Raw genomic sequence first — 11,193 nt, forward strand, 5'->3', positions numbered from 1 at the left:
GTTACCTTCTATTTAAAGGAAGGACCATGGTTCCATGGGCGGTGTCCATGGTACCATGGATTCTTGCGAAACGCGAAAAATGGTACCATGGATGATACCATGAAGCTGCATCAGCGCAGGCCGAATTGTGCTTTTTCTGGTACCATGGAGGCCAAAATCGTATTCAAAATCTGCGGTTCTACGTACCGCTAAAAGAGTGGTGGACTGGGCGGGATTTGAGTGCATATGAGTATGGAGTGTAGGTAAGAAAAATTAACCCTTGCGCATCTTTGCCCGTCGTTCCTTACTTTGGCTGGCGTTGCTCTTAGGTGTTTCTGATGTCACGACGGAGGACGCGCGAAGCTCATGGTCCAGCAACTTGGCATAGAGCTCAACTTTCGGCCCTAGCTCCTGCACAGGTAGCTCATCAGGCTCTGACATGATAAGGTTGCGGAGAGCACTCGAAGGTTTCAGGTGCTTCTGTGCCAGTCTTTTCAAGCCATCGAGGCTGACCTTCTTTGTTGTGACGGCCGCAGTTGACAAGGAAAAAGAGAGAAACTATCTATCTTTAACGATTGCGGTGAGCATCAAACCGGGAGCCTAGGCCACGTAGACATAATCAAGAACAACTTTGTTAATCCCGGCATCATGTAGTACCTCGAAATAGATCTTCCCTTTCGGAGCAAAATCTTCGGTGACTTCAAAACTCACCGGAATAAAGACAGGTTTGTAATTAGGTTCGAGAAAGGTTTCGAGTCTGATTTGTGGCATTGTCTTGAGTTGAGTTTCGTCTGTACCCAGCTCCGGAACGACCGAAAATCGATACGAGTACAGGTTGGCAATGCTCGAGCCGGCGTTTGAGAGGACGATCTCGACCGAGGCCACCTCTCCCTTATGCAGACGCATGGTACCAATCAGAGGAGCCGAGTTGACATCTATTATTGAAGCCGTGTCGTTCTCGCCCCCTTGAACTACCGTGGAAATAGTGTCCTGCCATTCAAAGCCAGTGTGGGGTTGGACAAACATCACAATGTATGACTTCTTTTCCACCGCCTGACGCATTATTTCTGTCTGGTCCCTAAGTTCTTGAAGCTCGGCTTCTTGGATTTGGTTCCTATCTTCCTGTTTCTCAAGGTCTTGCTGCATAATGTCGGCCTGTCTTCTTACCTCATCAAGATGTTCTTTTTGGGTAACCAGTTCGGACTCTTGTTGCCTCAGTACTTGGTCTTGTCTGGATAACTCCATGTAGGATGGAAGACCTGAAATGATGGCGCCAATTAATCCGCCAGCTAGTCCAACCAATGCGTACTTCATTCCGGCCTTCAAGACAATTCAAAATGTAACATTCTTCTAATAAAGTCAGCTCCCGCCAGCCGCACCTCTAGTTATGAAAATCGTGTTAGCATTATAACATGTTAGCATAATTTGTGCTCAAAATCGAGGATTGTGCGCCCCGTAAAGCTTAAAGATAGATAATTTCACGCATTGGTGAAATGCCTGCAGCGGAAATGACTACGATGACGGTGCCCCGCACTCTTCGCGACGCCATAGCTGAAAGAGGAAAGGCTGGAGAGAGTTTGGCAGACGTGCTGAGGCGCGAGCTGGGCATCCAGAAATAATGCATCGGAACTGACAGCCACCGACGGTTCTCTGACGATGAAGGACCATCGAACAGAGTGAGCAAAATTGGTGGTTTCAGGAAGAACGGGAAGCGGAGCAACTTCAGCTCAAATACCCTTCATTTTTGAAGGGAGTCTTGGGCTAATACAGTACGCGGGAAAAAGGGATGTGGCAGGGAGCCAAGAGATGGACCTTGGCGCCCGCCATAGGAAGACAGAGTTAACAGGTCTTCATTATTCTAGCCTAGCTAAATACTTTCGCAGCACAGCGCGCCGGCTGAAGACGGCGCCATGTTGGCAAGAAGAACACCGCGGGGGCTTCGGCATCGGGCCATCAACCACTACGCCGAGCCCCCGCCAAGGGTTGACGTCCAAGGTTGGGACGATAGTATTTTCTTACTTAGTCCTAGCTTTAAACTTTCGACCTGTTGACATTTTGTGTGCGCGCGAGGGGACCTACCATGGCTAGGTATGCTCCGACAAGGACCGAGCAGCGCCGCCTGATACGACACTTTGCTTGGAAGGCCCAGGGTGAAAAATGTAAAATCTGCAATCAACCGCAGCGGGAAGATGATGGAATTGTAGAACATGCAAACGGCAATCCTGCCGACTACCGCCCTGAAAACATCGGCTTTGTCTGCAATTCCTGCAATCAACGAAAAAGGCCCGATTTTGTGTCGAATGGTCCGCTGCCAACTGGTATAGATGTGTGTGTGAATACGAGCGGGCCTGAGCTGATAGCGACGGCGGCAGCTCTGAACAGGTCGTCGCGCGAGATGCAGATAAGCGAGCGTGAAGACTTGTTCAGAGTCTTTCTTTGGAACAATGTAGGCAGGAAAGACGAGCTCACGGTTCCTGAAGCCATAGCCGAAGGGGCAGAGTACTGCGACGTTTCGCCGGCCACAATCGAAGCGAGATGGCTACCGAAGGCCACGAGCAGACTTAGCCCCTTCATCGTCCTTCCAGGGACCCGCGGCAACAGCCCCACACTCATCATCAAACTGCGGCCTCGCTGGAAGCCAGTCGATAACGAGCGCGGAAGAAAAGACAGGGAACTGATGCTATTGCGGCAGGAACGAGAAGCGCAGAACATCGCCAAGTCCCTACAGGAACGCGAAGCAGAGGTCATGGACAAAGAGGCGGCGCAGCGCGTTGCAGAACATCACAAGCGCGACAAGTTTGCACTAATCGACGCGCTCAAGGCGAAGGGGATGTCCGATGATGAAATAACAAAGATCCTCCAAGATGCAGCGAATAGTCAAAGGGGATCGCAGTGAACCAAAAGGACTGTACTTTCATCGTCTGGTCCTGTGATTGTGGCTGTGGCGTTGTCAAGAAGATTGACATCAGCAAGTATAAGAAATCTGTGCAACGCGGCCTCCAGCGCGACTATGGCATCAGGGCGGCCCCGCCGCCCCAGGACCACGGCGAGCGACATCAATGCCCTGTTTGTCATCAGTGGTGCAAGTCTGCAAGCGGGACAGGCACCGTGGCCGCGCTAGAAATCGAGAGATTTAGCGAAGTGCATCAGTACATTATGAAGGCCCTTGCCGCTCAGGGTCCTGCCACTGTCGACGAGATCCGGCTTTACATTGACGTTAACTTTGATTACAAGACCCCTGCCAGGGCAGTAGCGACGCGCATCAGTGAGCTTCGAGCCTGGCGCTTAGTTGAGGCAATAGAGCTCGACAAGGTTGGCAAACCCACAGGAACAAGGTATGAATCCGGACCGGTAGTAGCGTACAAACTCGACAGGACCCGGGCAGAGATCGTTGAATTTGACGATTGGCTAACCTGGCGTCTAAAAGCCATGGACGCAGGTGCCTCCTTCACTTTGGAGGCATTTACGGCAGGATAAGTCCTGACTTTTCGTAAGAAAGTTTATTCATCCTTGCCGCATTCTTGGATGCGTGGCATTAACCTTCACCGTAAAGCCGCACAAGGATGAACCAGTCGACAATGCAACTCTACTAGGAGCCGGAAAGATGGTCTCTACATTGGCCGACTTCTTGGCCTCTAAGGACCTGATCTCTCCCTTGGTAATTGCGGTGAATGGGGAGTGGGGTTCGGGCAAGACTAGCCTAATAACGACAGTGAAAAAGGAAATAGAAAAGAAGGGCACGGTTACGGCCATTTTCAATGCTTGGCAGTACGAGTACTCGGAGCCAGCCGGCGCGATGGTCTACCAGATCGTAAGCCAAACCGGTCCAAATAAGGAAATCCGAAGGAAGGCCAAAGAGATGGCAGGCTTGGCTCTGGACATCTTTGCGAGGAAGACGGCCGGTATTGATCTGCCGGCAATCAAACAACATTTTGAAGGTTCTGTCTCCGCCGTAACGACTCTGAGTAACCGTTTGGAAAAGTATCTGCAGGAAGATGTCCAGGCGGAGAGAATGGTGGTTTTTATTGATGACTTGGATAGATGCAGCCTAGAAAATGTTATTCAACTCCTTGAAGCGGTAAAGCTCTTTCTGACAGTGCCGAAGGCCGTGTTCGTGCTTGCCGTCGACATTTCTAAAGTAAAGCTCGCTTGGAGTCTAAAATACGGCAGGGTTGAGCAGTCCATCGACGAGGGCCCAGTACACGGCAAGGCGGACCGCCTCACCGAGGAGGGATTGAAGTATCTCGAAAAGATCATCCAGATCCAGCTGGAACTTCCGAAACCCAGTAATGAGCAGCTCAAGGAGTACCTGAAGAGTTTGGACCCTGGCTACACCGACGATTTCTGCAACTTGATAGCTGCGCTAAACCTGACCAATCCGCGCTCTATAAAGCGATTCTTGAACCTCGTCAGTTTTAGAGCGAACATACCAGAAACAGGTGGAATGAAGACTGAAGCAGCTCTAGTTTGGACGGCGATGGAACATGCGGCCGGTGAAGAAGCAGCTGCCAAGATGTACAATGCATATGGAGATCCTAGCATGTTTTTGCAGGCCATAAACGAGCTCGGTGGTTTTTCGGAGAGCTCATGGGAGAACCAGCTCAAGTCTAGTAGCAAACTTTCACTATTCTCAAATGTATCACTGGGTAAGCTTAGTCTGCGAGATTTTTGGCATTTCTCTAAGGCCGTCCGGCCCTTCTCTGGAAAGGGAGGAGACATTTACACGGCCCTGGGTCAGATAGTTGCATTCTCTAGAAGGGCTTGACCTAGATTCTCCCTTTAACGGTTACATGTGCTAACATGTTAGCACACACCCCCTCCCCCTTAGGTGCTAGCTACATTAAATCAGCTGGCAAGATCCCGGGTGCATGGAACTGGAATCCATCATCCAAACCCATCTGACATATGAAAGAAAGCGCATCGAGTTTGACCCTGCTGCCAAGGAGAAATCCAAGATTTGGATAGAAACCATCAAGAACGCTCCTCGCTCGGTAGAGGCAATACAGACCCTCATGGATGCCAAGGAAGTGGCAATGAACCAGACAAACGATATTTTGCAAGTGCGACGACTCGATTGGGAATGGTCCGCTCTCCTCTGGTTACAAGGCGTCATACAAAGGTCGCGGCGGTGAGCTTATGGGCAGGACCTTGCCGACTGCGACCGACCTGCTCCGACGCGGAATAGAGGAATGGCGGCCGTTTCGTGCCATGCTACCAAGGGCCGACAGGAAGGACTTTGACGCCATGATGCAAAGCGCAAAGCTGCTTCGGTACGCGATTATGATGGCACTGCCAAGTCATCCTGTTGCTTTCCGACCCATGATCATGGCCATCATTTTCCGGCACTACCAACAGCTGAAAGAAGTGGAAGAGGCGCTTGAAGGCACGGAGAAGGAATAGCTGCCACAAATGCGGCAAACACTTGAAGTTCAGAGGCCCTACCGAGTTCCCTCTAGTTTGCTGGAAGTGTGTAATCGTGGACCATTAGATTCCTTCGTCCACTTATTCATTCGAGGCGCATCCCTGGACACCCTGCACAAGATGAGGGCTTGCGGTCAAAACGCGAGCGCCACCGGTAGCCGCAGTGTGTGCATGTGAGCCAAGGTCGGCGCTTCTTTACTGTTTGCAAACAGTATTCCGCGCAAAAGGTATAACGAAAGATAGCATCCAAAGTCCATGGAACCACGTGAACGAGTAAGAATCCTCCTGGACCTGTACTTAGACCATACAGATCATCGTGATGCATTCGACGCGTCGTGCGACTTGTGTCTCTTCACTGCCGCGTGGCATATACAAAATAACGGGGCAAGAGAAGTGGAAGCACGAAGTTTTCTTTCAAATACCTCGACCGAGAACGTGAATCATAGCATACACCGAATTTCAGAACTCTTCAAGGATTACCAGACAGTGAAACCACTCGGTCTCACAAATGGCACATAGCCGGTCACAAATTCTCGGCCTTCTTCATTCGCTTGTTCATACGAGGGACGTCCCACGTTGCGACATGACAGCCAGCACAAGAGGATGGTTTTCTCTCAAATCGCTGGCGCCACCGGTAGCCGCAGTGGGTACACGTCAGCATCGGGCGGCGTTCCTTCACTATTTGCATGAAACCGCGGATTGGCTTATAGCTTTTGCTAAGCAGCCGTTAGTAGCAAGCCCTATAGCTTCTGAATCCGCGGATTCAGACATGGGAGACTTGACTATACGTCTGTCACGAAATCTACTGTCTGACGACGACATACGACAAATCCATCGCCTTCGCAAGTTTGCAGATGGCAAGAACAGGAGCCTCGAAGAGTTTACTGCGGACGTCCTGAAGGAGCACATTGACACTCTGCTCAACAACCCGGAGCGACTTGAGCGCGGACTAAGGAAACTGATGACATGAAAGCCAGACTCTTGACGGGGAAACAGGGAGTGGTCGTTCACTCCTTTCTTTTCTACTTCGCACTCTTGATACCGATAAGCGCTCTTCACGAGTTCGGCCACGGTGTAGTCTGCTGGATGGAGGGAGACACCTTCCGCATTGGCCTGACAATGAGAGGGATGTGGCTTGATTGCTTGGCCGACGTCGACGGAAACACCTTCTTTCTTGCAATAGGAGGCGTCTTTGGTTTAGCCGGCTCGCTTGCAATCATCGTGGCATCCAGGGCGGTCCGTAGCGTGGCCCTCCTGACAGTAGGTTTGGCGTTTAGTGTCGACCACGGAGCAAAGATCTTCCTGGAGGGATTCCTAACAGAGTTCTATTTCACGTCGACGTCTGACATCGTCGTCACAGCAATTCAAGTCGGCTCCCTTGGCGGCCTACTGTGGTGGTTCATTGTGAGGCAGGCCGCAGTACCTAAAGCTAGGAGCTAATATGATAAGATATGACGGAAACCAAATCCGAAGTGAAAGATGAAGCATACTGGATATGCCCGTTCTGCCCCAAGCTCTTTCTTGACGAGACATATCTTGGCAATGGATTGCACAAATCGGCCGGGGGCGAGAGCAAATTTGACGAGCATGTTCGCACTGTGCACCACAAAGTCCGAGGAAGAATCTACATCTGGGAAGATGTCGAGCTCCGAAGTGGCGCAATGCCTACCTGAACAGGCAGGCCAAGCAAGAAGATTCGACCGAATCTAAATTACCTTAGATGGGTGCTCACGTCCCTAGGCGAAATCGACATACTCAAACGCGTAGAAGGTAACTGGCAGACCTAGCATCCACTGTTATTGGACGGCCGCGCCTCGTTCGCCCTGGAGAAGTTCAGTTCCCCGTAAATCCTCGATTTCCTTGGCTCTTTCCCTCATAGATCTTGTCTAAATCAGGCCGCTCGATGGGATAGTCCCCATCGCCATTTCTGATAAATCCGCCACTCCCTCGAAGAGTATAGGGCTTATTCGTACCTTCTGGCACCTTTATTATCAACAGGGGTCTTCCGTCAAGCTCGGTCCACTCCAGCTTGGGCTCAATGGCTGGATAGCACTGAGTGTTTGCCCGGGACTCCACCGACTTTCTAGTTCGCTCTTCATCTGCCTCAAAGCCGATCACCTTCTTGTCATCTGTTACACCCACGATAATCGTGCCGCCATCCGTGTTTGAAAAGCTCACTACGGTTCTGAAGAGGTCTTCACCTGTTCCCGTCTTGAACTCTACTGTCCTTGACTCTCCTGACGCGATCATGTCTCTCAAATCAGATTCAGGCGTTCTGACTATTATTCCACCTTGGCCAGGAATCCACCCTCCCAGGTGCTTTTCATCCAGTATCTCGTTAGTCCCCTTCCTCACTAGTATGGCGTTAACAAGGTCCGGCTCGAAAGGTACGGAATATGTTGCCTTGCGGCTAGAGACTGGAATATCAAGAGTGGCGTCGCTTTTCTTTTCGCCTTTCCTGCAATAAAACTGAACGTAGAGGCTTTCATCCGTTGCCGTGCCGTTGACCTCGACAGTCAGGTTCTTTCCTACTATCTCCAGCTTCGCTATTTTTCCTCTCAATTCGTGCACCGAAAGGATGAGTTCGCTGGTGGATTGTGCTATTTGACGGAGACCCATAAAATCTACCACTGCCTGAATCTTGGTTGTATAATGCGGAGTTCCCGGCCTGCTTTCTAGTGAATCATATGGCACTTGTCTATTGCCACCGGCCCCGGTAAAGATTACATGCTGCGGCCCGTCGGCGTCGATGACACCCCAGTTCGATTCAGATGGGATGAAGCGATGTGAGTCCCTTCCACCTGTCCTGTCCAAGTTAATCGGAGTGCCGTCAATAGTCAGTGCGCCCGACTGAATTTGGCCAATTATGTTTGTAAGTTGGTCGATGGGAACAGTCCGGCGGATTAACCTGAAGTTGCCGTAGTCGTAGGTGACATCATCTAGTGTCATTGATTGCGGTATGAAATCTATCTTTCCGAAGCAGAACGTGTTTGGATTGCCATTTCTATTATCCAGCGCCAGGCGAATCATTATGTGCGAATGCCCTATGCGGGCAGTCATCTGCGGGATGAAGGTGTTCAGGTCTACCGTAGCGCTCATCGGAATATGGAATTTGGCGTTATGATTTAAGGGTGATGTTTGCCGGCGCCAAAGAGAAAGTTGGTATCTGACGGCGGCAGGACTGTTGACACGTTGCTTTAGTAATGATGTGAAGTTAAAAGGTTGGCAGTTAGAGGCAAAAAACAAGCCTAGTTTTTAATTCAGATTATCTATTTTCGAGTGAAAAGCCACCGCCAACATCGCCGGAGATGGGGTTAATCTTGCCCTCTACCTGCAATTTCCTTTTGCCGTCAAGGCGTACGTGTACTGTATTTGCGTTCGTAAGCCACCATTCAGTCTGGGGAATCTTGTTCAACCCGAGATGAAACACGTTTGAAGCGTTGACGAGCCAGAGCCATTGCTCCTGCAATTGCTCGATCTCATTGTCCATCTTTTGTGAAGCTCCCCCACCCACGATCGCTGCCATTGAAGTAAGGCAACCAAAGATTTCGTCAGCCTTCTTCTTGATTTCTAACGAGATTATTTCCTGATTACTTTCCATCGGTTTCGCTATCAAATCACGTATCTCCTGGATGGCCTTTGTTTTCCTATCCATGAATGCAAGAATTTGACTGAGCTTCCCATCCTCAGATTCTGTCAATGCCGAACATCAGCATCCCGCTCATTTAAGAAGTAGGATGTACTGGAAACCTCACCACATCAATGCTCTTAGGCCAGCCGCCTCAGTGGATTCACCGTGAGACGGCCAAAAAGCAGGCTTAGTCGCTATTGTACCGCGTTTACCACTTCCCCAGAATTTTTTGACTCCCCGAATGCGTAACTCATAGCTATACAGGCATTATCTGCGCAATTCCACGCTCATATTAGGCCATTTTGCAAGAAAACAAGAGATCGCAGGTCTCCCTCCTGATTCTTTATCATAAAACAATATAGAGAATTATTTTGTACCTTTGTACATTTAATTTAAGCGTGTATGATGTCCTTGCTGTAGCCACCCCTCTATTCGTCGCGCATTTTTACCGATGAAGCGGAGCAGTTAAAGCTAGACATTCTGCAATCAAAGTGATGAGTGCGCTACAGATAACCACTGAGCAGGATGGCCAGCAGCCAGAAATTGGCAAGTTCGATCGGTCGATCCTGAATCTGCTCAAACAACACGGCCGTACACCGGCAGAGATTGCAGAAGAGCTAAACGTCTCAAAGCGTACCGTGCATAGCGCCCTAGAGCGTCTCGAAGATAAGGTGGCTAAGGTGCCGTTCACCCACTACTACCTGCTAGCGCATGGAGCCTATGGTGATAAGTGCTTCGTTTATCGTGCTCATTTTGACCAGTGCTCAGAAGGTATGAAGCAATGGAGCGACCGAGCTGGAAGCAACCCGACAAGGCGCTCATACATCAACATGATGTATCGCGTATGCGCTGGCAAGCTCGTACCTGACTTTGTCATGCATCCAGGCGGATGGGAGTGGCCAAATACGTTCTATGCGTTTCGTTCCGCTTGGGACAAACACTATCACAAACGTGCCATGCCTGACATCCTTGTCAAGTCACTCCGGGCCTTTGCTGCCAACGCGTTAAATATCGATTTGAAAAGCGAATACAAACGGGTTGAATCGCTAGAGCTGAAACCACCAAAGCCGCGCGGAAAATACAGACACATCAGACTCTCATTGCAAGAGATAGACAAGGCTATCGCTTGGATTGAGGGGCCCTCCGGGAGGGAAGCCGCAGAGAAGTACATCCTTGATTCGCCAGTACAACCGACGCCTGATCAAATTGATTCAGCACACGATGAGCTCAAGGCACACTTTGCATTTTCGCTTGAAGGGTGCATCAGGCCTTCCCCGCTATTATGGGTCAAGGTCGAGCAGGTAGCCTTGTATGCAAACAAGAACAGCGACGGCTCCCATGTGCGCTTTGTCGCGTATGAACCGAAGACGGGGGACATCTTTAACAAGCGAATCATACATCCCATTCTGGCAGAGTGGGCGTGGCACTGGAAGCTCAGACGTCTGAAGTTTCACTATGCACACCTGTTCGTAGACAGCAACTACTATCAGCCTGAAAAGTACGAATCGGCTAGACTCGCAGAGGTCCGTGAGCGCTTCGGTGCGTGCTATAGAGAGCTCTTTGAGTATCTGGGTAAGCAGGAGGACATCTACTTCCAAGATACACTCTACTGCATGCGACACATCAGCGCCTGGTTCTGGATTGACAGGTACGGCATCGCAATCATTCCGCGCCTGCGCAGTATGGGATGGCGTTCTGAGTCGACACTGCTTAGTCATTACGTGGACATAGACGATGCAAGTGAGGACATGCTTGACCCCGGAAATCAAGTGAAAGCCTGAGTGCCAGGCTCAGCCCAAGGTTATCTGACAAAAAAGCCTAGCAACGCCGACACTATCTCCCATCCCCTGAGGACTATGGCGACTGTGATACCTACTCCTAGGATGATGAACGCAAGTGCAACGTTGGAAAACATGGGTTGCATTTTGGCGCATGTTTCCGGAGACACACCATCACAGTCTGATAGCTCTTGGCGAATGTCGTCCCCTTTTTCCAGCACCTGCTTCGCTTGACCCAGAGTGATCTTGGACTTTCTGTCATCGGTGGACTGTGCATAAACAAAGCTCGGGATCAAGAGCATGGTGCCGATGGCCACGACTGCAACTACCGACAGAACCGCTCTTGAGAGCACGGATAATCTGGACGTTCCACATCTTTAAACT

The 11,193-nt window shown here is 50.4% G+C and carries 14 protein-coding genes; 9 read left to right on the forward strand and 5 right to left on the reverse strand.

The window, feature by feature from the left end; genetic code table 11:
- Positions 1 to 252: 252 nt before the first annotated feature.
- Entirely contained in the window at positions 253 to 522 is a 270-nt protein-coding gene (locus HXY31_RS09540) for a hypothetical protein (protein ID WP_292642432.1), read from the reverse strand.
- Between the two features lie 57 nt (positions 523 to 579).
- Entirely contained in the window at positions 580 to 1,305 is a 726-nt protein-coding gene (locus tag HXY31_RS09545) for a hypothetical protein (RefSeq protein ID WP_292642434.1), read from the reverse strand.
- Between the two features lie 167 nt (positions 1,306 to 1,472).
- Between HXY31_RS09545 and HXY31_RS09550 the strand changes: the two genes are divergently transcribed.
- The 8 genes from HXY31_RS09550 to HXY31_RS09585 all read left to right on the forward strand — a co-directional run bounded on the left by HXY31_RS09550 (position 1,473) and on the right by HXY31_RS09585 (position 6,840).
- Entirely contained in the window at positions 1,473 to 1,598 is a 126-nt protein-coding gene (locus HXY31_RS09550; protein ID WP_292642436.1) for a hypothetical protein, read from the forward strand.
- 713 nt (positions 1,599 to 2,311) lie between these two features.
- Positions 2,312 to 2,875 (forward strand): hypothetical protein, encoded by a 564-nt coding sequence (locus tag HXY31_RS09555; protein WP_292642438.1) that lies wholly within the window; start codon positions 2,312 to 2,314, stop codon positions 2,873 to 2,875.
- Positions 2,876 to 2,964: 89 nt separating this feature from the next.
- Positions 2,965 to 3,456 carry a hypothetical protein gene (locus tag HXY31_RS09560; RefSeq protein ID WP_292642440.1) on the forward strand — a complete coding sequence of 164 codons (492 nt, stop codon included), beginning with the start codon at positions 2,965 to 2,967 and terminating at the stop codon, positions 3,454 to 3,456.
- A gap of 52 nt (positions 3,457 to 3,508) precedes the next feature.
- Positions 3,509 to 4,744 (forward strand): P-loop NTPase fold protein, encoded by a 1,236-nt coding sequence (locus HXY31_RS09565; protein WP_292642441.1) that lies wholly within the window; start codon positions 3,509 to 3,511, stop codon positions 4,742 to 4,744.
- A gap of 103 nt (positions 4,745 to 4,847) precedes the next feature.
- The gene (locus tag HXY31_RS09570; RefSeq protein WP_292642443.1) at positions 4,848 to 5,111 is read left to right on the forward strand and encodes a hypothetical protein; all 264 of its coding nucleotides are present in this window, start codon (positions 4,848 to 4,850) and stop codon (positions 5,109 to 5,111) included.
- Positions 5,112 to 5,115: 4 nt separating this feature from the next.
- Entirely contained in the window at positions 5,116 to 5,379 is a 264-nt protein-coding gene (locus HXY31_RS09575) for a hypothetical protein (RefSeq protein WP_292642445.1), read from the forward strand.
- 790 nt (positions 5,380 to 6,169) lie between these two features.
- Complete coding sequence (locus HXY31_RS09580) at positions 6,170 to 6,370, forward strand: hypothetical protein (RefSeq protein WP_292642446.1); 201 nt, start codon at positions 6,170 to 6,172, stop codon at positions 6,368 to 6,370.
- 11 nt (positions 6,371 to 6,381) lie between these two features.
- The gene (locus tag HXY31_RS09585) at positions 6,382 to 6,840 is read left to right on the forward strand and encodes a hypothetical protein (protein WP_292642448.1); all 459 of its coding nucleotides are present in this window, start codon (positions 6,382 to 6,384) and stop codon (positions 6,838 to 6,840) included.
- Between the two features lie 393 nt (positions 6,841 to 7,233).
- On the opposite strand, the gene HXY31_RS09590 is transcribed toward HXY31_RS09585, so the two are convergent.
- Positions 7,234 to 8,499, reverse strand: a complete 1,266-nt coding sequence (locus HXY31_RS09590; protein WP_292642450.1) for a helix-turn-helix domain-containing protein — start codon at positions 8,497 to 8,499, stop codon at positions 7,234 to 7,236.
- Between the two features lie 166 nt (positions 8,500 to 8,665).
- Positions 8,666 to 9,100, reverse strand: a complete 435-nt coding sequence (locus HXY31_RS09595; RefSeq protein ID WP_292642452.1) for a hypothetical protein — start codon at positions 9,098 to 9,100, stop codon at positions 8,666 to 8,668.
- 425 nt (positions 9,101 to 9,525) lie between these two features.
- Between HXY31_RS09595 and HXY31_RS09600 the strand changes: the two genes are divergently transcribed.
- Positions 9,526 to 10,812, forward strand: coding sequence for a winged helix-turn-helix transcriptional regulator (locus HXY31_RS09600; protein WP_292642454.1), 1,287 nt, complete (start codon positions 9,526 to 9,528; stop codon positions 10,810 to 10,812).
- Positions 10,813 to 10,832: 20 nt separating this feature from the next.
- Here the strand turns inward: HXY31_RS09600 and HXY31_RS09605 are convergent, their stop codons facing one another.
- Positions 10,833 to 11,162: a hypothetical protein gene (locus tag HXY31_RS09605; protein WP_292642456.1), complete on the reverse strand. Its 330-nt coding sequence runs from the start codon at positions 11,160 to 11,162 to the stop codon at positions 10,833 to 10,835.
- Between the last annotated feature and the right edge of the window lie 31 nt (positions 11,163 to 11,193).

The organism is Nitrososphaera sp. (genome assembly GCF_013388945.1).
In the GTDB taxonomy this organism is placed as follows: Archaea; Thermoproteota; Nitrososphaeria; order Nitrososphaerales; family Nitrososphaeraceae; genus Nitrososphaera.

What these genes read in the sequence shown, in the direction of transcription:
- HXY31_RS09580 (WP_292642446.1), top strand. Translation starts at nt 6,170, where the DNA reads ATGGGAGACTTGACTATACGTCTGTCACGAAATCTACTGTCTGACGAC.
- HXY31_RS09600 (WP_292642454.1), top strand. Translation starts at nt 9,526, where the DNA reads ATGAGTGCGCTACAGATAACCACTGAGCAGGATGGCCAGCAGCCAGAA.
- HXY31_RS09575 (WP_292642445.1), top strand. Translation starts at nt 5,116, where the DNA reads ATGGGCAGGACCTTGCCGACTGCGACCGACCTGCTCCGACGCGGAATA.
- HXY31_RS09570 (WP_292642443.1), top strand. Translation starts at nt 4,848, where the DNA reads ATGGAACTGGAATCCATCATCCAAACCCATCTGACATATGAAAGAAAG.
- HXY31_RS09590 (WP_292642450.1), bottom strand. Translation starts at nt 8,499, where the DNA reads ATGAGCGCTACGGTAGACCTGAACACCTTCATCCCGCAGATGACTGCC.
- HXY31_RS09550 (WP_292642436.1), top strand. Translation starts at nt 1,473, where the DNA reads ATGCCTGCAGCGGAAATGACTACGATGACGGTGCCCCGCACTCTTCGC.